This window comes from Lysobacter xanthus (genome assembly GCF_047159895.1).
The window spans coordinates 64,815-87,233 of record NZ_BAAGAB020000006.1 but is presented as its reverse complement, the minus strand read 5'-3'; the positions used below and the strand labels follow the sequence as shown (position 1 = coordinate 87,233).

The 22,419-nt window shown below is 71.5% G+C and carries 26 protein-coding genes; 15 read left to right on the top strand and 11 right to left on the bottom strand.

Features of this window, described 5'->3' with window-relative positions:
* The 3 genes from ACY35P_RS03925 to mutM form a co-directional block, all read right to left on the bottom strand.
* Nucleotides 1-2,798, bottom strand: a 2,798-nt coding sequence (locus ACY35P_RS03925) for a serine/threonine-protein kinase (RefSeq protein WP_462114526.1), incomplete at its 3' end; no start/stop codon positions are given.
* A gap of 26 nt (nucleotides 2,799-2,824) precedes the next feature.
* A complete protein-coding gene (locus ACY35P_RS03920) occupies nucleotides 2,825-3,400 on the bottom strand; it encodes an ECF-type sigma factor (RefSeq protein ID WP_462114525.1) in 576 nt (191 codons plus the stop codon).
* Nucleotides 3,401-3,494: 94 nt separating this feature from the next.
* Nucleotides 3,495-4,307: a bifunctional DNA-formamidopyrimidine glycosylase/DNA-(apurinic or apyrimidinic site) lyase gene (gene mutM / locus ACY35P_RS03915; protein WP_462114524.1), complete on the bottom strand. Its 813-nt coding sequence runs from the start codon at nucleotides 4,305-4,307 to the stop codon at nucleotides 3,495-3,497.
* 209 nt (nucleotides 4,308-4,516) lie between these two features.
* Between mutM and ACY35P_RS03910 the strand changes: the two genes are divergently transcribed.
* From ACY35P_RS03910 to ACY35P_RS03900, 3 genes are read left to right on the top strand one after another with little or no spacing between them, the layout of a single operon-like run.
* Entirely contained in the window at nucleotides 4,517-5,722 is a 1,206-nt protein-coding gene (locus ACY35P_RS03910; RefSeq protein ID WP_462114523.1) for a DesA family fatty acid desaturase, read from the top strand.
* A 1-nt stretch (nucleotide 5,723) separates the two neighbouring features.
* On the top strand, nucleotides 5,724-6,077 hold the full coding sequence (locus ACY35P_RS03905; RefSeq protein WP_462114521.1) for an EF-hand domain-containing protein: 354 nt from the start codon (nucleotides 5,724-5,726) through the stop codon (nucleotides 6,075-6,077).
* 5 nt (nucleotides 6,078-6,082) lie between these two features.
* On the top strand, nucleotides 6,083-6,955 hold the full coding sequence (locus ACY35P_RS03900) for a pseudouridine synthase (protein WP_462114520.1): 873 nt from the start codon (nucleotides 6,083-6,085) through the stop codon (nucleotides 6,953-6,955).
* Nucleotides 6,956-6,959: 4 nt separating this feature from the next.
* Here the strand turns inward: ACY35P_RS03900 and ACY35P_RS03895 are convergent, their stop codons facing one another.
* Nucleotides 6,960-7,649: a glutathione binding-like protein gene (locus tag ACY35P_RS03895; RefSeq protein ID WP_462114519.1), complete on the bottom strand. Its 690-nt coding sequence runs from the start codon at nucleotides 7,647-7,649 to the stop codon at nucleotides 6,960-6,962.
* Nucleotides 7,650-7,802: 153 nt separating this feature from the next.
* Between ACY35P_RS03895 and ACY35P_RS03890 the strand changes: the two genes are divergently transcribed.
* The 10 genes from ACY35P_RS03890 (at nucleotide 7,803) to ACY35P_RS03845 (ending at nucleotide 16,785) form a co-directional block, all read left to right on the top strand.
* Complete coding sequence (locus tag ACY35P_RS03890) at nucleotides 7,803-9,173, top strand: erythromycin esterase family protein (RefSeq protein WP_462114518.1); 1,371 nt, start codon at nucleotides 7,803-7,805, stop codon at nucleotides 9,171-9,173.
* 48 nt (nucleotides 9,174-9,221) lie between these two features.
* The gene (locus tag ACY35P_RS03885; RefSeq protein ID WP_462114517.1) at nucleotides 9,222-9,785 is read left to right on the top strand and encodes a hypothetical protein; all 564 of its coding nucleotides are present in this window, start codon (nucleotides 9,222-9,224) and stop codon (nucleotides 9,783-9,785) included.
* A 301-nt stretch (nucleotides 9,786-10,086) separates the two neighbouring features.
* A complete protein-coding gene (gene acs / locus ACY35P_RS03880) occupies nucleotides 10,087-12,036 on the top strand; it encodes an acetate--CoA ligase (protein ID WP_462114516.1) in 1,950 nt (649 codons plus the stop codon).
* Between the two features lie 119 nt (nucleotides 12,037-12,155).
* Nucleotides 12,156-12,995: an SAM-dependent methyltransferase gene (locus ACY35P_RS03875; protein ID WP_462114515.1), complete on the top strand. Its 840-nt coding sequence runs from the start codon at nucleotides 12,156-12,158 to the stop codon at nucleotides 12,993-12,995.
* 26 nt (nucleotides 12,996-13,021) lie between these two features.
* The gene (locus ACY35P_RS03870; RefSeq protein WP_462114514.1) at nucleotides 13,022-13,186 is read left to right on the top strand and encodes a hypothetical protein; all 165 of its coding nucleotides are present in this window, start codon (nucleotides 13,022-13,024) and stop codon (nucleotides 13,184-13,186) included.
* Nucleotides 13,187-13,231: 45 nt separating this feature from the next.
* On the top strand, nucleotides 13,232-13,789 hold the full coding sequence (locus tag ACY35P_RS03865) for a GNAT family N-acetyltransferase (RefSeq protein WP_462114513.1): 558 nt from the start codon (nucleotides 13,232-13,234) through the stop codon (nucleotides 13,787-13,789).
* Nucleotides 13,786-14,328: a GNAT family N-acetyltransferase gene (locus tag ACY35P_RS03860; protein WP_462114512.1), complete on the top strand. Its 543-nt coding sequence runs from the start codon at nucleotides 13,786-13,788 to the stop codon at nucleotides 14,326-14,328. The genes ACY35P_RS03865 and ACY35P_RS03860 overlap by 4 nt, the downstream gene beginning before the upstream one ends.
* 52 nt (nucleotides 14,329-14,380) lie before the next feature.
* Nucleotides 14,381-14,581, top strand: coding sequence for a hypothetical protein (locus tag ACY35P_RS03855; RefSeq protein WP_462114511.1), 201 nt, complete (start codon nucleotides 14,381-14,383; stop codon nucleotides 14,579-14,581).
* A 101-nt stretch (nucleotides 14,582-14,682) separates the two neighbouring features.
* The gene (locus ACY35P_RS03850; protein ID WP_462114510.1) at nucleotides 14,683-16,449 is read left to right on the top strand and encodes a sensor domain-containing diguanylate cyclase; all 1,767 of its coding nucleotides are present in this window, start codon (nucleotides 14,683-14,685) and stop codon (nucleotides 16,447-16,449) included.
* A 78-nt stretch (nucleotides 16,450-16,527) separates the two neighbouring features.
* Nucleotides 16,528-16,785, top strand: coding sequence for a hypothetical protein (locus ACY35P_RS03845; protein ID WP_462114509.1), 258 nt, complete (start codon nucleotides 16,528-16,530; stop codon nucleotides 16,783-16,785).
* 69 nt (nucleotides 16,786-16,854) lie between these two features.
* Here ACY35P_RS03845 and rpmG read toward each other — a convergent pair whose 3' ends face one another.
* Both rpmG and rpmB read right to left on the bottom strand, forming a co-directional pair.
* A complete protein-coding gene (gene rpmG, locus ACY35P_RS03840; protein ID WP_036137644.1) occupies nucleotides 16,855-17,019 on the bottom strand; it encodes a 50S ribosomal protein L33 in 165 nt (54 codons plus the stop codon).
* Between the two features lie 13 nt (nucleotides 17,020-17,032).
* Nucleotides 17,033-17,269: a 50S ribosomal protein L28 gene (gene rpmB / locus ACY35P_RS03835; RefSeq protein WP_027082327.1), complete on the bottom strand. Its 237-nt coding sequence runs from the start codon at nucleotides 17,267-17,269 to the stop codon at nucleotides 17,033-17,035.
* 371 nt (nucleotides 17,270-17,640) lie between these two features.
* On the opposite strand from rpmB, the gene ACY35P_RS03830 reads away from it, so the two are divergent.
* Nucleotides 17,641-18,054: a GFA family protein gene (locus ACY35P_RS03830; RefSeq protein WP_462114508.1), complete on the top strand. Its 414-nt coding sequence runs from the start codon at nucleotides 17,641-17,643 to the stop codon at nucleotides 18,052-18,054.
* Nucleotides 18,055-18,092: 38 nt separating this feature from the next.
* Here ACY35P_RS03830 and ACY35P_RS03825 read toward each other — a convergent pair whose 3' ends face one another.
* The 4 genes from ACY35P_RS03825 to ACY35P_RS03810 form a co-directional block, all read right to left on the bottom strand.
* Nucleotides 18,093-18,434 (bottom strand): lipid-A-disaccharide synthase N-terminal domain-containing protein, encoded by a 342-nt coding sequence (locus tag ACY35P_RS03825; RefSeq protein WP_462114507.1) that lies wholly within the window; start codon nucleotides 18,432-18,434, stop codon nucleotides 18,093-18,095.
* A gap of 2 nt (nucleotides 18,435-18,436) precedes the next feature.
* Nucleotides 18,437-19,162, bottom strand: coding sequence for a glycosyltransferase family 2 protein (locus tag ACY35P_RS03820; RefSeq protein ID WP_462114506.1), 726 nt, complete (start codon nucleotides 19,160-19,162; stop codon nucleotides 18,437-18,439).
* A gap of 103 nt (nucleotides 19,163-19,265) precedes the next feature.
* Nucleotides 19,266-20,183, bottom strand: a complete 918-nt coding sequence (locus ACY35P_RS03815; RefSeq protein ID WP_462114505.1) for a ParB/RepB/Spo0J family partition protein — start codon at nucleotides 20,181-20,183, stop codon at nucleotides 19,266-19,268.
* Nucleotides 20,180-20,986: a ParA family protein gene (locus ACY35P_RS03810; protein WP_462114504.1), complete on the bottom strand. Its 807-nt coding sequence runs from the start codon at nucleotides 20,984-20,986 to the stop codon at nucleotides 20,180-20,182. The genes ACY35P_RS03815 and ACY35P_RS03810 overlap by 4 nt, the downstream gene beginning before the upstream one ends.
* A 165-nt stretch (nucleotides 20,987-21,151) precedes the next feature.
* Between ACY35P_RS03810 and rsmG the strand changes: the two genes are divergently transcribed.
* Nucleotides 21,152-21,805: a 16S rRNA (guanine(527)-N(7))-methyltransferase RsmG gene (gene rsmG, locus ACY35P_RS03805; protein ID WP_462114503.1), complete on the top strand. Its 654-nt coding sequence runs from the start codon at nucleotides 21,152-21,154 to the stop codon at nucleotides 21,803-21,805.
* Between the two features lie 22 nt (nucleotides 21,806-21,827).
* Here the strand turns inward: rsmG and ACY35P_RS03800 are convergent, their stop codons facing one another.
* Nucleotides 21,828-22,397 (bottom strand): 4'-phosphopantetheinyl transferase family protein, encoded by a 570-nt coding sequence (locus tag ACY35P_RS03800; protein WP_462114502.1) that lies wholly within the window; start codon nucleotides 22,395-22,397, stop codon nucleotides 21,828-21,830.
* Nucleotides 22,398-22,419: the final 22 nt, after the last annotated feature.

The window sequence follows — 22,419 nt, the reverse complement described above, 5'->3', positions numbered from 1 at the left end:
AGCAGCTGTTCAATCTCGCGCACCGTCACGCCGCCGTCGGGCTGCGCCGCACGCACGGCCTCCAGCAGGTGGGCGAGATGGCGGGCGCTCGGCGAACGCGGTCGCCCGGCGCAGCGGATCGCATCGGCATAGGCCGCCGCGCGCCAGGCGAGCGGCTGCGGCCGCGTGCTGCCGCGCGCGGAGGCCGCGACCACGTCCAGCACCCGCAGCGCCACCGCGTCGCCCTGCGTCGCCTGCGCGCGCGCGAGCGAGAGCTGCGCCTCGCGCGTGCGCGCATCGCGGATGCCGTGGCCGAGCCGCAGGAAATGGAATGCGCGCGTGAGTTCCGGGATCGCCTGCGGCGCGCCCAGCGCGGCGTCGACATCGCCCAGCCGGCGGTCGACGTCGGCGACGTCCGCGCTCGCCGCGCTGTCGCGCTCCACGCGCAGGTCGCGCGCCTCCTCGAGCAGCGCGCGCGCTTCGGGGCTGCGCCCGGCCTCGTGCAGCACGTCCGCCTGCGCGACCAGGCTCTGCGCGATCGCGACCGGATCGCCGCGGTGGCGGTCGATCGCGAGCGCCGCCTGCAGCGACGACAGCGCCGCCGGCAGCCGGCCGAGCTGCCATTCGACCTGCGCGAGCGCGAGATGGCTGTCGCGCAACTCCGCGCTGGTGGGCGGCAGGCGTGCGCTCAACTCGGCATGGCGCGTGCGCAGCGGCAGCGCGGCATCGCGATAGCGCGACTGGTCGACCAGCACGTCGGCGAGTTCGCGGCGCACCGCGAGCGTCACCGGATGGAACGGCCCGTGCACGTCCTGCGCGGCGGCGAGCGTGTCGACCAGCTCGCGTTCGGCGCGGCCCGGGTGCGCGAGGCGGCGTTCGACCGTCGCGATCTGCCGGCCGATGTCGACCTGCAACGGATGGCGCGGGCCCACTTCGGCATCGAGTCGTGCGCGGGCCTCGCGATAGGTGTCGAGCGCCGCGTCGAATTCGCCCTGGTCGACCTGCAGCGTCGCGAGGTCGAGGCGGCTCTCGATCTCGGCGACCGCCGAGCCCGGCGCGTCCACGGACTGCCGCAGCGCGAGCGCGCGCACGAACAGGTCGCGTGCACCCCGCGCATTGCCGAGCGCGCGCTCGCAGCGGCCGAGCTGCGAGAAGAACTCCGCGGCCGGCGCGGGCATCGCCGTCTGCCGGGCCTGCGCGATGCCGAGCATGGGCCGCATGCCGGCAACGCAGCCGCGCGGGTCGCCCGTGCGTCGCAGCACGTCGCCGCGCAGCGCGACCGCTTCGACGCGCAGGCTTTCGGGCATGTCGACGCCGTGCTCGAGCAGGCCGCGCTGGCGTTCGAGCAGGGCGAGCGCCTGCGTGTAGTCGCCCAGGCCCATGCGCAGCCGCGCGACGAGGCCGAACAGCTCCGCCTGCGCGGCCGGTTCGCGCGCGAGCTCGCGGTCGCCGCGCTCCACCGCGGCGTCGAGCAGGCTGCGCAGGTCGACGCCGCCGGCATCGCGCGATTCGGCGGCCTTCTCGAAGACGCTCGCAATGAAGTCGCGCATGGCCTGCGCCCGATGCGCCTCGTCGACCGCCTCGCGGCTCTGCCGCCACGTCACGCCGACCGCGATCGCGACGAAGGCGACCGCCGCGACGCCGCCCGCGAGCGCCCAGCGGTGGCGCCGCAGGTACTTGCGCGCGACGTAGAGAAGGCCCTGCGGCCGGGCCTGCACCGGGCGCCCGTCGAGATGGCGCGCGAGGTCCTCGCTGAGCGCCTCGACGGACGGATAGCGATCCTCCGGCGACTTGCACAGCGTGCGCATCACGATGTTGTCGAGGTCGCCCATCAGGCGGCGCGCACGACGCCGCAGCTGCTGCCGGTCGAACCGGTCGCCCTTGAGCTCGGCCTCGCGCAGCAGGCGCTGCGACGGACGCACCGGATCGACGCTGAGGATCGCCTCCTCCCACTCCGCATCGCTCTGGCGCTTGAGGCGGTACGGCTTGTTGCCGGTGAGCAGCTCGTAGAGCACGACGCCGAGCGAGTAGACGTCGGTCATCGTGGTGACCGGCGCGCCGCGGATCTGCTCGGGCGCCGCGTAGTGCAGGGTGAACGCGCGCGCGCCGGTGCGGGTGTGGTCGATGCGCGGGGCACCGCCGTCGAGCAGCTTCGCGATGCCGAAGTCGAGCAGGCGCACCTGCCCGTCGCGCGTCACGAGGATGTTCGACGGCTTGAGGTCGCAGTGCACGACGAGGTTGGCGTGCGCATGGCTGACCGCGGCGCAGACCTGCCGGAACATGCGCAGGCGCGCATCGAGCGGCACGTCGAGGCGCTGCCAGTAGCGGGTGATCGGCTCGCCCTCGACGTATTCGAGCGCGAGGTAGGGCACGCCCTCGCCACTGACGCCGGCGTCGAGCAGGCCCGCGATGTGCGGATGCGCGAGCCGCGCGAGGATCTGCCGCTCGCGCGCGAAGCGCAGCCGCAGGTTGTCGTCGGTGAGGCCGGGACGCAGCAGCTTGAGCGCGACGCGGCGCTGGTAGAGGCCGTCGGCGCGCGAGGCCCGCCAGACCTGGCCCATGCCGCCCTCGCCGAGCAGCTGCTCGAGGCGGTAGGGCCCGACCTCGCTGCCCTCGCGCAACAGCGCCTTCGGCACGATGGCCGGCTCGGCGAGGAAGTCGTCGCGGCCGTCCTCCAGCGCCAGCATCTTGGTGAGCTCGGCGGCGAGCTCGGCATCGTCGCCCGCGATCTCGCTCAGGCGACCGCTACGCGCGTCGGGCTCGAGCTCGAGCAGCTCGTCGAGGTGCGGCGACAGGCGCAGCCAGCGTGCGGGATCCATGGCTCAGCGACCGCGCACGTCGCGGCTCAGGCGGCCTGCTCGTCGCCTTCCAGGCTGGCGAGCAGGAACAGCCGCGCCTTCTGCCAGTCGCGGCGGATGGAACGCTCGGAGCGGTCCTGCAGCGCGGCGATCTCGAGTTCGGACAGCCCGCCGAAGTAGCGCAGCTCGACCACCTGGGCGAGGCGCGGATCGACCGCCGCCAGCTTGTCGAGCGCGCCGTCGAGCGCCAGCAGGTCCTCGTCGAGGCGGATCGCGCCCTCGCCGTCCTCGGGGATCGAGGTGACGCGCTCGAGCCCGCCGCCGCGCTTCTGCGCGAGGCGCTGGCGCACGTGGTCGACCACGACGCTGCGCATCGCGGTGGCCGCGTAGGCGAAGAAGTGGGCCCGGTCGCCGAACTGCGCGCCGTGGCTGCCGATGAGCTTGAGGTAGGCCTCGTGGACGAGCGCCGTGGCGTCGAGCGTCTGCTCGTGCTGGCCGGCCAGCTGGCGCCGCGCCATCGCATGCAGTTCCTCGTAGAGGGTGCCGAGCACGCGGTCGAGCGCCTCGCGGTTGCCGTCGCGCGCCGCGTCCAACAGTAGGGTGATGTCGGCGTTGTCCGTCATGGCGTCAGGCTCCTCCGGGGGCCGACTATACGCCCGCGAACCGTGCCGGCCCTGGCCCGGAAGGCATGGCCGGCAGCTCCCGTTGGACCGGCGGTCAGCGTTGGCAGGCCGGACACCAGACGCTTGCACGTTGTCCGATCGACGCCTGCCGCAGCGGCCGCCCGCAGGTCCGGCAGGGCGCCCCGCCCCGACCGTAGACCGACAGCTCCCGCTCGAAGTAGCCCGGCGCCCCGTCGGGGCTGATGAAGTCGCGCAGCGTGGTGCCGCCGCGGGCGATGGCGTAGCCGAGGATTGCCTTCGCGGCCTCGGCCAGGCGGCCGTAGCGGACGCGCGAGATCTTGCCGGCCTCGCGCAGCGGTGAGATCCCGGCCATGAACAGGGCTTCGGCCGCATAGATGTTGCCGACGCCCACCACCACCGCCTGGTCCATCAGGAAGGTCTTCACAGGCGCGCTGCGGCCGCGCGAGCGGCGGAAGAGGTAGTCGCCGTCGAAGGCGTCCGACAGCGGCTCCGGGCCGAGGCCGGCGAGCAGGTCGTGCGTGGTACCCGGCGGCTGCCAGAGCAGGCAGCCGAAGCGGCGCGGGTCGTTGAAGCGCAGCACGCGGCCGGAGTCGAGCGACAGGTCGACGTGGTCGTGCGCGCGCAGCGGCGTCCCGGCCGGCAGCACGCGCAGCGAGCCGGACATGCCCAGGTGCAGCAGCGCGCTGCCGGCGGCGGTGTCGAGCAGCAGGTACTTCGCGCGCCGGCGGACGACGTCGATCCGCTGGCCCGGCAACAGGTTCGACACCTCCGGCGGGATCGGCCACCGCAGGTCGGGGCGCCGCAGCGTGACGGCCGTGACGCGGCGGCCTTCCACGTGCGGTGCCAGGCCGCGGCGCGTGGTCTCGACTTCGGGCAGTTCGGGCATCACGGCGTCCGGGGCGGCGAGCTTGCAAAGTGGCGACGACGGCCGCATCCCGCAAGCGCCGCGTTCACGCGGCATCCGAAGACTGGCGCGTGCGTGAACCGCTTGCGCGGTCCCGGTTTCCAGCCATCTCCCGTGCATACGGCGATGGCATGATGCATACGTCGCCCCATGCGACCCGGCTTCGCGGCCGCTTTCCCCCGGAGTGTTCGATGTCCTCTTCCCTCAGCGATTTCCTGGTCGGCGGCGCACTGCAGCTGGGCTGGGGATCGATGCTGGTCTACCTGCTGGTGGCCACGCAGATCACCATCTTCACCGTCACCCTCTACCTGCACCGCTCGCAGGCGCACCGCGCCGTCGACTTCCATCCGGTGCTCGCGCATTTCTTCCGTTTCTGGTGCTGGCTCACCACGTCGATGATCACGAAGGAGTGGGCGGCGATCCATCGCAAGCACCACGCCAAGTGCGAGACGGAAGAGGATCCGCATTCCCCGCAGGTGAAGGGCATCGGCAAGGTGTTCTGGCAGGGCGTGGAGCTCTACCGCGAGGCGCGCTGGCAGCGCGAGGACATCGAGAAGTACGGCAAGGGCTGCCCGGACGACTGGATCGAGCGCCACCTCTATACCCCGTACGCCACGTTCGGGCCGACGCTGCTGCTGTTCCTGAGCTTCGCCCTGTTCGGCTTCAAGGGCGTGGCCGTGTGGGCGATCCAGATGGCGTGGATCCCGTTCTGGGCCGCCGGCGTCGTCAACGGCCTCGGCCACTGGTGGGGCTACCGCAACTTCGAGACCACCGACACCGCGACCAACCTCGTGCCGTGGGCGGTGTGGATCGGCGGCGAGGAGCTGCACAACAACCACCATGCCTTCCCCTCGAGCGCGAAGTTCGCGCTGCGCAAGTGGGAGTTCGACATCGGCTGGGCCGCGATCAAGACGTTCGAGGCGTTCGGGCTGGCGAAGGTGCTGCGCGTCGCACCGAGCCTGGACGTGCGACCGAACATCGAGATGCCCGACGGCGAGACGCTCAAGGCGCTGCTCGCGATCCGCTTCCAGGCGATGACCGACTACTACCGCACGGTCACCCTTCCCGCATTGCGCGAGGAAGCCGCGGCGGCGGGCGCGAAGGCGAGCCAGCTGCTGCCGTCGAAGCTGCGCAAGGGCCTCGCCGACGGCGGGCGCTGGCTCGACGACGACAAGAAGGCGCGCCTCGCCGCGTTCCTGGCCGAGCGTCCGAAGCTCGCGACCGTCGCCGAGTACCGCGCGCGCCTGGCGCAGGTGCTCGACGAGCGCTCCAGCGACGCGAAGGCGACGCTCGCCCGGCTGCACGCCTGGTGCCAGGAGGCCGAAGCGAGCGGCATCGCCTCGCTGCAGCAGTTCTCGGCGCGCCTGAAGGGCTATGCGCTCGCGCCCGCGCACTGAGATGCGACCGGGCATCCGCCACCTCGGGGCCGCGTTGATCTGCGCGGCCCCGTCGTTTGCGGCGCTGGCCGGCGCGCCCGTCGCGTCGACCGGCGACTACCTCGCGCGCATGGACACCGACGGCGACCGCCGCGTGTCGCTCGCCGAGTTCCAGGCCTGGATGGGCTATGCCTTCGAGCGCATGGACCGCAATGGCGACGGCACGGTGACGCCCGACGAGTTGCCCGGCGGGCGCGGCAAGGCCGTGTCGCTCGTCGAGCACCGCGCTGCGCTCGCCATCCGCTTCGCGAAGCAGGACGTCAACCACGACGGCCGGCTCGACGCGCGCGAGCTCGCCGCGCCGCCGCAGCGCTGAGCACGATGCGCACGCCGCCGCCGATCGACGGCGTCGGCCCCAGTCGCGTGCAGTTGCGCCCCGGCGACGGCGACACCGTGCTCGCCGCGCTCTGCGCACGCTTTCCCGCGATCGACGCGGCCACGTGGCGCGACCGCTTCGATCGCGGTCGCGTGCTCGATGCCAACGGCCGCGCGATCGCCGTCGACGCGCCGTTGCGACGCGGCGGCGACGTCCACTACTACCGCGAGGTGATCGACGAGCCGGTCTGTGCGGGCGTCGAAACGCTGCTGCACGTGGACGACGACCTCGCGGTGGTCGACAAGCCGCACGGGCTCGCGGTGGTGCCGGCCGGGCGTCATGCGAGCGACACGCTGCTCGCGCGACTCGTGCGCCGGCTCGGCGTGGCGGACCTCGCCCCGCTGCACCGCATCGACCGCGACACCGCGGGGCTCGTGCTGTTCTCGATGCGCGCCGCCACGCGCGAGCGCTACGCGGCGCTGTTCCGCGAGCGCACGATCCACAAGCGCTACGAGGCCATCGCCGCGCCGGCACCGCACCTGGTGTTTCCACTGGTGCGCGAAAGCCGGATCGAACGCGGCTCGCCGTTCTTCGCCATGCGCGAGGTGGACGGCGCGGCGAATGCGCGCAGCCGCATCGATGTCATCGCGCGCGGCGACGTGGCGTGGCGCTATGCGCTCGAGCCGGTGACCGGTCGCAAGCACCAGCTGCGGGTGCACATGGCCGCGCTCGGCCTGCCGATCGCGAACGACCGTGTGTATGGGCCTGCATACGTCGGCGAAAAGCCGCTCGCGCTGCTCGCGGCCTCGCTCGATTTCGTCGACCCGCTGACCGGCGAGCGCCGCCGCTTCGACAGCCGGCAGTCGCTCGCGCCGTAGGGCGTTACTTCGCGCCCGGCGTCCCGAACAGGATGGCCCGCTCCGCCTCGGTCGGCGGCTTGGAGTACGAGGCCGCCGCGCCCTCGTAGGTGCGCAGCGTCGCCGGCCGCTCGCCCACCTGCCGGAACCAGCGCGCGAGGTTCGGGGTCGCGGCGAGGTCCTGCTGGTGCGCGGTGTGCGGCACGATCCACGGGTAGATCGCCATGTCGGCGATCGAATACGCATCGCCCGCGACGAATTCGCGGTCGGCGAGGCGCTTGTCGAGCACGCCGTACAGCCGCGCGGTCTCGCGCACGTAGCGCTCCATCGCGTACGGGATCTTCTCCGGCGCGTAGACGTTGAAGTGCCCGTTCTGCCCCGCCATCGGCCCGAGCCCGCCCATCTGCCAGAACAGCCACTGCAGCGTTTCGGTCCGGCCGCGCAGGTCCTGCGGAATGAAGCGGCCGGTCTTCTCCGCGAGGTAGAGCAGGATCGCGCCGGACTCGAACAGCGAAAGCGGCGCACCGCCGTCGGCCGGGGCGTGATCGACGATCGCGGGAATGCGGTTGTTGGGCGCGATGGCGAGGAACTCGGGCTTGAACTGGTCGCCCGCGCGGATGTCGACCGGCACGATGCGGTGCTCGAGCCCGGTCTCCTCGAGGAACAGGCGGATCTTGTAGCCGTTGGGCGTGGCCCAGTAATGCAGGTCGATCATGCGTGCCGGTTCCGACGTCGGGAGCGACGATGCTAGGCCCCGCAAGGAAAGCCGGCGTCGTCGCGATGCGCACGCAGCGTTGCGACGGCCGCCGTTTGACCGCGCGACGACCCGTCGCGCGCTAGCGTCGAGCGCTCCGACCGGGTCGCCTCCATGGACCGACAGACCGATGCACCGCCGCCGCGTGGCCCGCTGCAGCCGCCGCGCGACCGGTCGCGACCGCCGAAGCCCGGCCTGCCGACGCGCCTTCGCGAGGCGATGCAGCCGCTGCCCGACGTCGAGGATCCCGCGTTCGCCGAAGCCTTCGACCGCTACGCCGACTGCCGTGTCGTCCTGCTGGGCGAGGCGAGCCACGGCACGAGCGAGTTCTACCGCGCGCGGGCGGCGATCACGCGACGGCTGGTCGAACGGCACGGCTTCCGCATCGTCGCGGTGGAAGCGGACTGGCCCGATGCGGCGGTGATCGATCGTCATGTCCGGCTCCGCGAACCGGCGGGGGATGCGCAGCCGCCGTTTACCCGCTTCCCCACGTGGATGTGGCGCAACGTCGAGGTCGCCGCGCTGTTCCGCTGGATGCGCCGCCACAACGAGACTCGGCCGATGCACGAGCGCGCCGGCTTCTACGGGCTCGACCTCTACAGCCTCAACACGTCGATGCGCGCGGTCATCGACTATCTCGACGAGGTCGATCCCGAGACCGCGCAGGTCGCGCGCGAGCGCTACGCCTGCCTGACCCCGTGGGCGAAGGATCCCGCGCATTACGGCCTCGCCGCCATGACATACGGGCACGCGAAATGCGAGGACGCGGTGCTCGCGATGCTGCAGGCGATGCTCGACCGGCGCATCGACCTGGCGCGCGTCGATCGTGCGGACTGGTTCGAGGCCGAGCAGAACGCGCGCCTGGTCGCCAATGCCGAGAACTACTACCGCGCCATGTACCGCGGCGCGGCCGAGAGCTGGAACGTCCGCGACGCGCACATGGCCGAGACCTTGGTGCAACTGCTCACCGCGCAGGGCGGCGCGTCGAAGGCGGTGGTCTGGGCGCACAACTCGCATATCGGCGACGCGGCCGCGACCGAGATGGGCCGCAGCCGCGGCGAGTTCAACCTCGGCCAGCTCTGCCGCGAGCACTTCGGCGACGAGGCTGCGCTGATCGGCTTCGGCACCCACGCCGGCACCGTCGCCGCCGCGAGCGACTGGGACGCGCCGATGCGGGTGATGGACGTCAATCCGTCGATGGCCGACAGCGTGGAGCGGCAGTTTCATGATTCCGGCGTGCCCTGCGGCGTCCTGCATCTGCGCGATGCGGCGGACGAACTGCGCGCCGAGCTCCTCGCCGAGCGGCTGGAGCGCTACATCGGCGTGGTGTACCGGCCGGAGACCGAACGCTGGAGCCACTACGCCGAGTCGTCGCTCGCCGCGCAGTTCGATGCCTTCGTCTGGTTCGACGAGACGCGGGCGGTCGAGGCGCTGGACGGCCCGCGCAGCGGCGGCGTGCCGGAGACGTATCCCTTCGGCGTCTAGGGACGCCCCCTCACCGCCGCTCGACCGCGCCGCGCGCACCGTCGGGGCATGACGCCGCTCCTGCCCGCTCGCGATCTCTGGCTCCTGCTCGGCGCGGCCGTGTATCCGCTGTGGCTGCTCGCAGGCGTGCTCGACATCGCGCTGCATCGCCGCGACCGCATCGAGACGCGCGTCGGCAGCCAAGAATCGGCGATGCACGTCGCGATGTGCCTGCAGATGGGCGTGCCGGTGCTGCTGGTGCTGTTCCTCGACGTCACCGCACCGGTGTTCCTCGCATGCGCGGCCTTCGTCGCGATCCATTCCTGGACGTCCTGGCGCGACACGCGCTTCGCGGACCCGCGCCGGCACGTCGGTCCTGCCGAGCAGAAGGTGCACGTCGCGCTCGACGGCATCCCGTGGATCGGGCTCGCGCTGGTCGCACTGCTGCACGCGCCCGCCTTGCGCGGGCTGGTGGCCGACGGCGCGGCGGACTGGGCGATCCGGCCGCGCCGCCCGATGTTCGCGCCGGGCGTCGTCGTGCTGGTGCTCGCGACGTCGTTCCTGTTCGGGCTGCTGCCGTCGCTGCTCGAATGGCGCCGCGCGCGCCGCTTCGAAGCCCACGCGACGCACTGAAGAAACAACGCCGGCGTCCTCGGCGGCGGGGTGCGGACGTCGTGCAGTTCGTAGTCCTTCGGCCCGCGGGGAACGGCAGAGCGTCGGGGGCGAGGCCGAGCGCCAGCGCGAGCCGGCGGCGGAACGGTGGGGCATGGCCCTTCCGGCTGACGCTGTGCGCCGACGGTGCCGCGTGCACGGCGCCCGCACCCGTCGCCATTGGTCGAACGTGCAGGCCGGACTCGACCGGGGTCCGAGCCCGCGAGGCGCTACGCGGGCGGCGGCTGCGTCACACTGGGGGCGTCCGCCCGAGGTCCGCGCCATGTCCCAGCACGCCGCCCATCCCGTCCCCGACGACTTCGCCGCCCATGCGCGCACCCGCGCCGACGACTACGCCCGCGACTACGCCGCATCGGTCGCCGATCCGGAGGCCTTCTGGGCCCGGGTGGCCACGCGCATCGACTGGATGCGCGCGCCGACGAAGATCAAGGACGTGAGCTTCCGCGCCGAGGACTTCCGCATCCGCTGGTTCGAGGACGGCGAGCTCAACGCGAGCGTGAGCTGCCTCGACCGTCACCTCGCCACGCGCGGCGACAAGGTCGCGCTGATCTGCGAGCCCGACGATCCGTCGACCGACGCGCGCCGCGTGACCTACCGCGAGCTGCACGCCCGCGTCTGCCGCCTCGGCAATGCCCTGCGCAACCTGGGCGTGCGCCGCGGCGACGTCGTCACGATCTACCTGCCGATGATCGACGAGGCCATCGTCGCGATGCTGGCCTGCGCGCGCATCGGCGCGGTGCACTCGGTGGTGTTCGGCGGCTTCGCGCCGCAGTCCATTGCCGATCGCATCGCCGACTGCGGCAGCAAGCTCGTCATCACCGCCGACGAGGGCTGCCGCGGCGGCAAGCGGGTGCCCCTCAAGGCCAACGTCGACGCCGCGCTGAAGCTGCCGGGCACCAATTCGGTGGAGACGGTGCTGGTGGTGCGCCACACCGGCGCCGGCATCGACATGCAGATGCCGCGCGACCGCTGGATGCATGCGGTGACCGAAGGCCAGCCAGACACCTGCGAGCCCGAGCGCATGAACGCGGAAGACCCGCTGTTCATCCTCTACACGTCGGGCAGCACCGGAAAACCGAAGGGCGTGCTGCACACCACCGGCGGCTACCTCGTGTATGCGGCCTACACCCACGAGCAGGTGTTCGACCTGCGCGAGCACGACGTCTACTGGTGCACCGCCGACGTCGGCTGGGTGACGGGCCACAGCTACATCGTCTACGGCCCGCTCGCCAACGGGGCGAGCTGCGTCGTGTTCGAGGGCGTGCCGAACTTCCCGGACGTGTCGCGTTTCTGGGAGGTCGTCGACCGCCACGGCGTCACCATCTTCTACACCGCCCCCACCGCGATCCGCGCGCTCATGCGCGAGGGCGACGCGCCGGTGACGCGCACGTCGCGCGCGTCGCTGCGCCTGCTCGGCACCGTGGGCGAGCCGATCAATCCCGAGGCCTGGGCGTGGTACTACAACGTGGTGGGCGAGGGCCGCTGCCCGATCGTCGACACGTGGTGGCAGACCGAGACCGGCGGCATCCTGATCAGCCCGCTGCCCGGCGCGACCGCGCTCAAGCCCGGTTCGGCGACGACACCCTTCTTCGGCGTGCGTCCCGCGCTCGTCGACGCCGGCGGGCAGGTCCTCGACGGCGCGACCGAAGGCAACCTCGTGCTGCTCGATTCGTGGCCCGGCCAGATGCGCACGGTCTACGGCGACCATCAGCGCTTCGTCGACACCTACTTCAAGGCCTACCCCGGGATGTACTTCACCGGCGACGGCTGCCGTCGCGACGCCGACGGCTACTACTGGATCACCGGACGCGTCGACGACGTCATCAACGTCTCCGGCCACCGCATCGGCACCGCCGAGGTCGAGAGCGCGCTGGTCGAGGACCCCAACGTCGCCGAGGCCGCGGTGGTCGGCTTCCCGCACGACCTCAAGGGCCAGGGCATCTATGCCTTCGTGACGCTCAAGGTCGGCGTCGAGCCGAGCGATGCGCTGCGTGCCCAGCTCGTGCAGGTGGTACGCCGCGAGATCGGCCCGACCGCCACCCCCGACGCCATCCAGTGGGCGCCGGGCCTGCCCAAGACGCGCTCGGGCAAGATCATGCGGCGCATCCTGCGCAAGATCGCCGAGAACGCGCCGGACCAGCTCGGCGACATCTCCACCCTCGCCGATCCGTCGGTGGTGGAGGCGCTGGTCGAGGGCCGCATCGCGCGCTGACGGCAGCCGCTGGGAGTAAGCACAGGCTGTCGGGTTGGCTGGCGAGCCACGCCTAGGCGAGCGGGAACAGCCGAACCCGGCGGTGTGGTAGTTTCGCGGCCGGCAAGGGGAGAGGCCGCGTGACCACAAAAGCGAATCGCCAGGGACGACTCGACTGTGTCGGGCTCGGCATGATGCTCGGCGCGCACCTGACGCCGCGCGCGCGGCACGCCATCGAGCACGCGAACGTCGTCTTCGTGCTCGCCTCCGATGGCCTCGTCGAGCGTTGGGTGGAGGCGATGAACCCCGACGTGCGCAGCCTGCAGCCGTACTACGCGGAAGGCAAAGACCGCCGTACGACCTATGCCGAGATGGTTGGCGCCATCGTCGCCGAGGTGCGCGCCGGCCGCGACGTCTGCGCTGCGTTCTATGGCCATCCCGGCGTCTTCGCGCAGGTCGCGCACGAGGCAATCGCGCTGGCCCGCGCGGACGGATTCGATGCCGCAATGCAGCCCGGTATCTCGGCAGAGGATTGCCTGTACGCGGACCTCGGCATCGACCCCGGCCGGGTCGGCTGCCAGCACTTCGAGGCCACCCAGTTCCTGTGCTGCGACCGCCAGATCGACACCTCCGCGCACCTCGTGTTGTGGCAGGTGGCGGTGGCCGGTGATCGCGGGTTCACGCGCCATGCTACCGGCCGCGCCCATCGCGAAGTGCTCATCGACAAGCTGCTGCGCTTTTATCCGGCCACGCACGAGGTGATCGTCTACGAGGCCCCGACGGTCGCCGTCGACGCGCCGCGCATCGACCGCATGCCGCTCGCGGCGTTGGTGGATGCCGAGCTGCACATGCACTCCACCCTCGTCATCGGTCCCGCGCGCACGCTCGCACCCGACCGCAAAGTGCTTGCCGCCCTCGACGCGATCGAGGCGGGGCGACCCCATGGCCGCTCCCAGCGGCCGACCCTCGTCCTGGTCTAGGACGTCCAAACGAAGGAGAGATCGAAGTGACCGAACTGCAAGCGCTCGAAGACCTCGGAACCGGCATCGCGGCCCCCCGTCCCGACATGGACCGCTGCCGCGCCGTGCTGGCCGCGCCGCAGCACCTGTGCTGCATGGTCTGGGTTCCGGACCTCTCCTCGGCCGAAGTCGCCGACGAGCTCGCGGCCTGATCCACCGTGCCGCCGGCCACGCCGGCGGCACGTCGCCGCGCCCCGATGAGCGAATCGCAGACCCCCGGGCCCTCGGCACCGCGGCATCGCTTCCTCCGTCTGCGGGCCGAGGATCGAACGCTCTTCCACCGGATCTATACGTGCGAGGCCGTGATGGCCGACGTCGGTCCGGCCCTGACGCCTGTGGAAGCGGATGCCGCATTCCAGCGCGCGTTGCACCACAACCGCTCGAGGCGTCCGTGCCATCGCTTCTGGGCGTTGAACGTTTCAGGCGAGACGATCGGCATCGTGGCTCTGCTCCATCAGGGCGACTCGGCGGAAGTGGGTGTGATGCTGCTTCCGCATGCATGGACCGGGCGCCACGCGAAGCCCGCGATCACGCGTGCGATCGCTCACGCGTTCAGGACGTTGCCCATCCACGAGGTGGTGGCCGAAAGTCGTGACGGCGTGCGGGAGCGTGTGTCGCGTCGCTTGCTGCATCCACATCCGTTCGAGCGCGTCGACGCGCCTCCGGGTCGCGCGCGGTGGCGGCTGTCGCGGGCGGCATGGCAGAGCGCTTGTGTCGCAGCACGCTGTCGGCCTACGGGATCGGCCGGCGCGTGAGCCTCCCTGTCGGCCTACGTCTCGCCGACGCGTCCGACGGCGTCCTCTACCGCGCACTCTGGGAACATCCGACGGTCACTCGCCACCTTGCAGCCGGCACAGGCGGTCCGGACATCGACGCCCGCTTCGACCGGGTGGTGCGGCACAACACCGTCCAACACCCGGGCCACCGGGCTTGGGTGGTCAGCGTTGCCGACCTGACGCCGGCCGCCTGTGGGCTGACCGCGTTGCTTCGCGACGGTGCTCGTGCCGAATTCGGAATCATGCTGCTGCCGCATTCGTGGGGGCGCGGCGTCGCGACCGCGGCGCTCGGCCAGTTGCTGCCCGTGGCCTTCGGCTCGATGGCGTTGGACATCGTCGACGCCTCGCGGCCCGACGATGCCCAGGTGCCGGTGATCGACCGCCTGTTCGCCCCGTTCGGCTTCGAACGCGCGCCGGGACTACGCCCGGGCGAGGTGGGTTGGTGCCTGACGCGCGAACGCTGGGCGTCCCGCGGGGCTGACGGCCGGCGGGGTGCCACGCCCGACGCGATGCCGTAGTCTGGCCCCCGCACCGCGGTGCGACCGATTCCACAGAACAGGGGGAAGGACCATGGAGATCTCGAACATCATCGACGGGCTGGAGCGTCTGGGGCAGGGCGCGCCGACCGATGCCGTTGTGCTGGCACAGGCCACGCGGCCGCTGCGCGTGCGCATGACCTGCCTGGTCGTCGCGCCGGACCAGGCCCCGCAGGACGAGCCGGCCGAGGCACCGGGCGAGACCCCGGACGACGGGGAATCGCAGGCGGCCTGATCTGCTAGCCTGCGGGGTGCCGCGAGTGCGGCGCCGCGCAGGCGGTCGGCGGAGGCTCCATGGCGATGGCGGGCTCGCTCATGCGGACCGGAGTGGCAGCAGTGCTGCTGCTGCTCATGCCGCTTGCCCAAGCCTCGTCGTTCCTCGACCGGCTGCGCGAGGCCGACGGCGTGCGCACGGCGGCGCCCAGGCGGTTCGCGCCGCTGGTCGCGGACCTGCAGCGCGACGCGGCGGCCGGGACGCCCTACGAGCAGCGCTACCTACGCCTGCTGGTCAACCACCAGCGCATCCTGAGCGGTGAATACGGCGCCGCGATCGGTGATTCCATCGCCCTGTTCGACCAGGCCCGCGAGCCGGACGTGCGCTACCGCGCGGCACTCCAGGTGGCGAACGCCGCGGCCAACACGCGCGACTTCACGCTGGGCCTGCGCTACCTCGAGCGCGCACTTGCGATGCGCAACGACGTGCGCGATGCGACGATCCGCAGCAATGGCTACGGCGTCGCCGGCGTGCTCTACAACCAGTTCGGCCAGTTCGAGCTGGGCAAGCACTATGCCGACCTCTGGCTCGATGAAGCGAAGGATGCGCGGAGCCGTTGTTTTGCCCGCCAGCTGCAGGTCGAAGCGCTGCACGGTTTGGGGCGCCCCGTGGACGAGTTGGGCGACATCCAGGGGGCGATCAGCGAATGCGTGTCCGCCAACGAGCCGATCGCCACCAACCTGATCCGGGCCACGCTTGCCCAGCGCTGGGCGCAGTCCGGCCGGGTGCCGCAGGCGATCGCGCTGCTGGAGGCGGCGTTGCCCGACGTGGAGGCCACGCGGTACACGCGGCTCGCCGGTGAGTTCCACGGCTTGCTCGCGAAGTTCCGCCTTGAAGGCGGCGACCGTGCGCAGGCCGAGGTGCATGCGAATGCCGTCGCCGGGATCAAGGGGCAGGACCCGCGGTGGCTGCCGAACGTCAACGCCCACGAGGTGCTGTACCGCCTCGCGCAGGACCGTGGCGACTACCGCACGGCATTCGAGGAATACCGCCTGTATGCCGAAGCCGACAGGGCGCGTCTCGACGACGTCAAGGCGCGGGAATACGCCTTTCAGCTGAGTCGGCACGAACTCAACCAGAAGAATCAGGAACTCTCGCTGGTCAGGAGCCAGAATGAGTTGCTCCTGCTGCAGCAGAAAGCCGCCAAGGCGTCTGCCTGGAACACGCGGCTGACGATCGCCCTGTTGCTGGTGCTCGTTGCCTCGCTGGCTTATTGGGGCTGGCGCGCCCGTCGTACCCACGGCTCGCTGCGCACGCTCGCCGACACCGACGGGCTCACCGGCCTGTCCAACCGCCGGCACTTCCGGGCGTGCTCGGAGGCTGCGCTCGCGCTGTGCGCGCAGCGACGGCGCCCGGCGAGCGTGCTGCTGTTCGACCTCGACCACTTCAAGCAGATCAACGACCAGTGCGGCCATTCGTCCGGCGACTGGGTGCTGCGCGAAGTCGCGCGCGTGGGGCGCATGCACTGCCGCGAGGGCGACCTGTTCGGGCGCATCGGCGGCGAGGAATTCGCGATGACGATGATCGACTGCGACGTCGACGGGGCCCTGCGCATCGCCGAGGCCTGCCGCCGGGCGATCGCCGCGATCGATCCGAGCATGGCCGGCTGCGCCTTGCCGGTGGCGGCGAGCATCGGCGCGGTCGGCACCAGCCAGTCGGGCTACGACTACGAGGTCCTGATCGCGCATGCCGACGCGGCGATGTACCGCTCCAAGGTCGCCGGCCGCAACCGCGTGAGCCTGTACGAGCCGCCGCCGGTGCCGCAGACCGGGCATCCGCCGCTATCGCTCGACCGCCGCAACGCCGAGGCGATGCTCAAGCAGTACTGAGACGCGGCGTTTACGCGACGTCGACGCGGCCGCGACGCCCGGGGCGTAGCGTGGCCGCATCCGAACTGCGAGCCCGCCATGGACGAGAACCGCCGCATCGCGGACTACCTGCGATCGACCGCCGACCTGACCGAGTACTTCCGCACCTGCAAGCAGACCGGCGACCTGGTGCTGGTCGAGAGCGCGCTGCGTGACATGCCCGAGTGGGCGACGTTCCACGAGGTGCGCAGCGCACTGGGCGCCGCGGGCCTGCGCCTGGCGGTGTCGCCGCTGACGAAGGCCGACAAGGTGATGCCCGAGAACGTCGAGCGCCGGAAGGGCCCGCGCAAGCACTGAGCGCGGGCAACAAAAAACCCGCCGTGGAGGCGGGTTCTTCGCGGAACGGTGGATCGTTCGGCCAGCGGCTTACTTGATCTTGCCTTCCTTGTACGGCACGTGCTTGCGCACCACCGGATCGTACTTCTTGATTTCCATCTTGCCGGGCGTGTTCTTCTTGTTCTTGTCGGTCGTGTAGAAATGACCGGTGCCGGCGGAGGAAATCAGGCGGATCTTGTCGCGCTTGGAAGCCATCGTCGTCTACTCCTCAGATCTTTTCGCCGCGGGCGCGAAGATCGGCGAGCACGGCGTCGATGCCGTTCTTGTCGATGGTGCGCAGGGCATTGGCGGAAATACGCAGCTTGATCCAGCGATTCTCCGAAGCGACCCAGAAGCGGCGCTCGTGGAGGTTCGGCATGAAGCGACGCTTGGTCTTGTTGTTGGCGTGGGAAACGTTGTTCCCCGACACCGTACGCTTGCCGGTGACCTGGCATACCTTGGACATACGCACCTCGAAAGGTATTGAGCTTCCCTTGGCCAGGGAGGCGGCGGCCCCGACGCGCCGGACATCCGGTGCATCACGCGATACGGGCGGGACCCGCGGAAGCGGGCGGTCGCAGGTGCCGGAAAACGCGCTTTCCGGTGGACGCCCCGCGGCCGTGAAGGCCGGGTGGACGCAGCGAGCCGCGCATTATGGCGGCCGATTCCTTGCCGGGCAAGCACTTAGGCGAGGCCCGCCTGGCGGACGGGCGCCCGGCGGCGTCGCGCCGGGACTGCCGGCGTCGCCTGGACGGATGCCTGGGCAGGCGGGCGGCCGTGGCCGAGGGCGCGGTGCCCCGGGCCGGGTACGCTGCGGCGAACCGCCGACGACCCGCCATGGACGCCGACGTCATCCGCCACGCCCGCTGCAGCTGCGGCCAGCTGGGCCTCGCCTGCCGGGGCGAACCCCTCCCGCGCGTCTCGATCTGCCATTGCCACGCCTGCCAGCGGCGCACCGGCGCGCCCTTCGGCTGGCAGGTGCGGTTTCCGGACGCCGCCGTAACCGCCACCGGCGAGGCCGCGCGCTACCGGCAGGCCGGCGACAGTGGGCGCTCGGCGGATTTCCGGTTCTGCGCGCGATGCGGCAGCACGGTGTGGTGGACGATGGAGCGCGACCCGGGCCTCGTCGTGGTCGCCGCCGGCGCATTCGCCGGCACCGACCTGCCGGCCCCGAACGTCGAGGTCTACATGGCGCGCCAGCACGCCTGGACGGTCATGCCGGCGCTGGCGCACATCGAGCACTTCGACTGACACCGCGCCGTCCGGCGGCCGCCGCACGCGCGACGGCATCAATGCGTCGCGCGATCCCGGTTCCAGCCGCGATGGCGGATGTCGAGGTACAGCGAGTAGACGGCGGTGAACGCCGGGAACAGGTTCTGGATGACGCCGACCGAATCCTGCTTCTGCGAGAACAGGAAGTAGCTGAGGGTCATCAGCGAGCCGACCACGCTCATGTACCAGAACACCCGCGGGATCACCGGCTTGCCCGCGCGCTTGCTCGCGACGAACTGCACCAGCCAGCGCCCGCCGAACATCGCCGCGCCGACCAGGCCGATCACCTTCCACGGCGAGGCATGCAGGCCGGTCCACGCCAGCCACGGGATCGGCGAATTCATCACGTCGCCGACCATGCTCAGGCTTCCTCGACGCCGGTGATGCGCGAGCGCTTGATCAGCCACGAGACACCGCGCAGGTCGGCGATGCCGACGAGTGCGCGGTTGAGGTTGTTGTACTTCGACACGCCGGTACCGCGCGGCCGATGGTTCACCGGCACGCTCACCGTCTGCCAGCCGGCACGCTGCATCAGCGCGGGCAGGTAGCGGTGCATGTGGTCGAAATAGGGCAGATCGAGGAAGGCCTCGCGCTCGAACAGCTTGATGCCGCAACCGGTGTCGGGGGTCGAATCGCGCAGCATGCGCGAGCGGATCGCATTGGCGATCTTCGACGCCCAGCGCTTGCTGCCGGTGTCCTTGCGGTCCACGCGCCAGCCGGCGAAAAGCTTCACGTTCGCCGGCGCGGCATCGCGCTTGGCGAGCAGCTTCGGGATGTCGGCCGGGTCGTTCTGGCCGTCGCCGTCGAGCGTCGCGATCCAGGCGCCGCGCGCGGCCCGGACGCCATTGCGCGTCGCCGTGCTCTGCCCGCTGTTGCGCAGGTGGCGCACGATGCGCAGCTCCGGCGCCTCGGCTTTCAACGCCTGTAGCGCGGCGACCGTGCCGTCCTTCGAGCAGTCGTCGACGTAGACGATCTCGAAGTCCGTCACGCCGCGCAGCGCCGCCACGATCTCGCGCACGAGCGGGGCGACGTTGCCTTCCTCGTTGTAGACGGGAACGACGACGGACAACGGCAGGGCAGGCGTCATGGGACTCTCGTTCAGGGGTTCGCCACGTCCATGCGGCCGGGCATGGCCCGTTGGAGCGGCATTGTCGCCGATAGTTCCGGCGCGGGCCCGGCGGGGCCCGCGGTCAGTCCGCCGCGCGCCCGCGCAGGCGCTCGAGCACGCCGTCGAGCGATTCGAGGTCGCTGTAATGGATGACGAGGCGGCCCTTGTTGCCGCGGCCGTTGAGCACCGACACCTTGGTGCCCAGCGTCTCGGCGAGCTCGCGTTCGAGGGCGACGATGTCGGCCTGCGGCTTGGCCTTCGCCGCGCGCGCCTTCGCCGCCGCGCCCGGCACCTGGCCGGCCATCAGCTGCTGCACGCGATGCTCGACCTCGCGCACCGACCAGCCTAGCTCGGCGGCCTGCTTCGCGAGCGCGATGGCGGCCTGCGGCTGCAGCGGAAGCAGCGCGCGCGCATGGCCCATCTCGATTGCGCGCGTCTCCACCAGCACGCGGATCTCCGCGGGTAATTCGAGCAGGCGCAGCAGGTTCGACACCGCGGCGCGCGAACGGCCCACGGCTTCGGCGGCCTGGGCATGCGTGAGGTCGAACTCGTCGATCAGGCGCTGCAGCGCCTGCGCCTCTTCCAGCGGATTGAGGTCCTCGCGCTGGATGTTCTCGATGAGCGCCATCGCGACGACCGTGCGGTCGTCGACTTCGCGCACCACCACCGGGATCTCGGCAAGCCCGGCGCGCTTGGACGCGCGCCAGCGGCGTTCGCCGGCGATGATCTCGTACGTCTTGCCGCCGTGGTCGCGGATCTCGCGCACCACGATCGGCTGGATGACGCCCTGCGCCTTGATCGATTCGGCGAGCTCGTCGAGCTTCGCCTCGTCCCAGTGCCGGCGCGGCTGGTACTTGCCGGCGACCAGTGCGTCGACGGGCAGGTGCCGCAGCGTGTCGCCGGGCTGGGCCTCGACGATCTGCGGCGCTTCGGCGGCGGCCTTCGGGCCGAGCAGCGCTTCCAGCCCGCGACCCAGGCCGCGCTTCTTCGCCGTGCTCATGCCGCGGCCTCCTTCGCCTGCTTCCTGGCCGCCTGTTCGCGTTCCCGGGTCCGACGCACCACTTCACCGGCGAGGCCGAGGTAGGCCACGCCGCCGCGGCTCGCTCGGTCATAGCCGACGATCGACTGCCCATGGCTGGGCGCCTCGGCCAGCCGCACGTTGCGCGGCACGATGGTGCGGAAGACCTTGTCGCCGAAATGGGTGATGAGCTCGGCCGACACCGCATTGGCGAGGTTGTTGCGCACGTCGAACATGGTGCGCAGCACGCCTTCGATCTCCAGGTTCGGATTGAGCCGGCCCCGGATGGCCTCGATCGTGTCGACCAGCGCGCTGATGCCTTCGAGCGCGTAGTACTCGCACTGCATCGGCACGATCACCGAATCGGCGGCGGTGAGCGCATTGAGCGTCAGCAGCGACAGCGCCGGCGGGCAGTCGATGAGGATGAAGTCGTAATCGGCGCGCAGCGGTTCGAGGGCGTGGCGCAACTGGTGCTCGCGCGCGTCGCGGTCCATCAGCTGGATCTCGGCGGCGGTGAGGTCGATGTTGCCGGGCAGCAGGTCGAAGTCCTCGGCGGTGCGCACGATCGCGCTCTTCGCATCGGCCTCGCCCAGCAGCACCTCGGTGATCGACGCCTCGATCGCGCGCTTGTCCACGCCCGAGCCCATCGTCGCGTTGCCCTGCGGGTCGAGGTCGACCAGCAGCACCTTCTGCGGCGAACGGGCGAGCCCGGCCGCGAGGTTCACGGCCGTGGTCGTCTTGCCGACGCCGCCCTTCTGGTTGGCGATCGCGATGATGCGGGCCATTGGCCTCGTTCCCCTGACGGTGGCTGGGATGGCGGAGTCGGGCAGGCCGCCGGCGCCGGCAGCGACGGGCGAACGGGGGCAGGTCCGGATCGGCAAGGATACCCGCCCCGGGCCCGGTCCATGCGGCCCCGGATCGCGGTCCCGGCCGCCGGTCATACTGTCGCGATGGCGAACGACCTGCCCCCCGACCTTCGTCCGATGCTCGACGCCGGCCTCGCCGCACTCGGGCTGGACCCGGCCCATGGCGAGCGGCTGCTCGCCTACCTCGCGCTGCTGGTGCGCTGGAACGCGACGTACAACCTCACCGCGATCCGCGACCCGCGCGAGATGGTCACCAAGCACCTGCTCGATTCGCTCGCGATGCATCCGTACGTCGACGGGCTGGTCGCGTCCGGCGGCGCGCTCGCCGACCTCGGCACCGGCGCCGGCCTGCCCGGGATCCCGCTGGCGATCGTGAAACCGGGCCTGCGGGTGACGCTGGTCGAGAGCGCCGGCAAGAAGGCGCGCTTCATGCGGCAGGCGATCCGCGACCTGGGGCTGGCGGACGTCCGCGTCGCCGAGTCACGCATCGAGGCCCTCGACGAGCCGGGCGCCTATACCGCGATCACCGCCCGCGCGCTGGCCACGATCCCGCTGATCCTCGACCTCGGCGGGCACCTGCTCGGCCCGGACGGCGTGCTGCTCGCGATGAAGGGCGTGCACCCGGCCGACGAACTCGCGCAACTGCCGCCGGGCTGGGCCCTGCGCGACACCCATCCGTTGCGCGTGCCGGGGCTCGACGCCGAGCGGCACCTGGTCGTCGTCGGCCGCTCGGGCTGACGAAGCCGTCCCGCGATCGACGTCAGGCCGCCCGCCAGGCGACGGTCCCGACCAGCCCCTCGATCGCCAGTGGCTCGAGCGTCCAGCCGTCGACTGCGCCGAGCTCCGCATCGGCCTCGACCAGCCGTGGCGCCGGTCCGATGCCGTCGAAGCGCAGCCGGTCGAGCCCGAAGGCGAGGCCGCGTCCGTGGGCCTTGAGCACCGCCTCCTTCGCGCACCACAGCCGCAGGAAGCCCGTCTCGCGGTCGCCGGCGGGCAGCGCCGCCAGCGCATCGGCCTCGGCGGTGGTGAAGTAGCGGCGGGCCAGCTCCACGGCGCGCGGGCGCGGCCGGGGCCGCTCGATGTCGATCCCGACGCGCACCCCGGCCCCCCAGGCGATCGCCAGGCGGTCGCCGCTGTGGCTCCAGTTGCAGTCGAGGCCCGGCAGCTCCAGCCGGGGCCGGCCATGCGCCTCCAGGACGAAACGCAGGGCCTCGGCCGGCCGGTCGAGCGCGCCTGCCAGCTCCGCGCGAACGAGGTCGACGGCGGCCGTGCCCGCCGGATGCGGCAGCACCACCACATGGACGGGGCCGAAGGCGAAACGCTGGCGCAACGGGGCCTCGCGGCTGACCGGG

Coding starts and splice junctions, on each gene's coding strand:
- ACY35P_RS03920 (WP_462114525.1), bottom strand. CDS start 3,400: ATGACGGACAACGCCGACATCACCCTACTGTTGGACGCGGCGCGCGAC.
- mutM (WP_462114524.1), bottom strand. CDS start 4,307: ATGCCCGAACTGCCCGAAGTCGAGACCACGCGCCGCGGCCTGGCACCG.
- ACY35P_RS03910 (WP_462114523.1), top strand. CDS start 4,517: ATGTCCTCTTCCCTCAGCGATTTCCTGGTCGGCGGCGCACTGCAGCTG.
- ACY35P_RS03905 (WP_462114521.1), top strand. CDS start 5,724: ATGCGACCGGGCATCCGCCACCTCGGGGCCGCGTTGATCTGCGCGGCC.
- ACY35P_RS03900 (WP_462114520.1), top strand. CDS start 6,083: ATGCGCACGCCGCCGCCGATCGACGGCGTCGGCCCCAGTCGCGTGCAG.
- ACY35P_RS03895 (WP_462114519.1), bottom strand. CDS start 7,649: ATGATCGACCTGCATTACTGGGCCACGCCCAACGGCTACAAGATCCGC.
- ACY35P_RS03890 (WP_462114518.1), top strand. CDS start 7,803: ATGGACCGACAGACCGATGCACCGCCGCCGCGTGGCCCGCTGCAGCCG.
- ACY35P_RS03885 (WP_462114517.1), top strand. CDS start 9,222: ATGACGCCGCTCCTGCCCGCTCGCGATCTCTGGCTCCTGCTCGGCGCG.
- acs (WP_462114516.1), top strand. CDS start 10,087: ATGTCCCAGCACGCCGCCCATCCCGTCCCCGACGACTTCGCCGCCCAT.
- ACY35P_RS03865 (WP_462114513.1), top strand. CDS start 13,232: ATGAGCGAATCGCAGACCCCCGGGCCCTCGGCACCGCGGCATCGCTTC.
- ACY35P_RS03855 (WP_462114511.1), top strand. CDS start 14,381: ATGGAGATCTCGAACATCATCGACGGGCTGGAGCGTCTGGGGCAGGGC.
- ACY35P_RS03845 (WP_462114509.1), top strand. CDS start 16,528: ATGGACGAGAACCGCCGCATCGCGGACTACCTGCGATCGACCGCCGAC.
- rpmG (WP_036137644.1), bottom strand. CDS start 17,019: ATGGCTTCCAAGCGCGACAAGATCCGCCTGATTTCCTCCGCCGGCACC.
- rpmB (WP_027082327.1), bottom strand. CDS start 17,269: ATGTCCAAGGTATGCCAGGTCACCGGCAAGCGTACGGTGTCGGGGAAC.
- ACY35P_RS03830 (WP_462114508.1), top strand. CDS start 17,641: ATGGACGCCGACGTCATCCGCCACGCCCGCTGCAGCTGCGGCCAGCTG.
- ACY35P_RS03825 (WP_462114507.1), bottom strand. CDS start 18,434: ATGGTCGGCGACGTGATGAATTCGCCGATCCCGTGGCTGGCGTGGACC.
- ACY35P_RS03820 (WP_462114506.1), bottom strand. CDS start 19,162: ATGACGCCTGCCCTGCCGTTGTCCGTCGTCGTTCCCGTCTACAACGAG.
- ACY35P_RS03815 (WP_462114505.1), bottom strand. CDS start 20,183: ATGAGCACGGCGAAGAAGCGCGGCCTGGGTCGCGGGCTGGAAGCGCTG.
- ACY35P_RS03810 (WP_462114504.1), bottom strand. CDS start 20,986: ATGGCCCGCATCATCGCGATCGCCAACCAGAAGGGCGGCGTCGGCAAG.
- rsmG (WP_462114503.1), top strand. CDS start 21,152: ATGGCGAACGACCTGCCCCCCGACCTTCGTCCGATGCTCGACGCCGGC.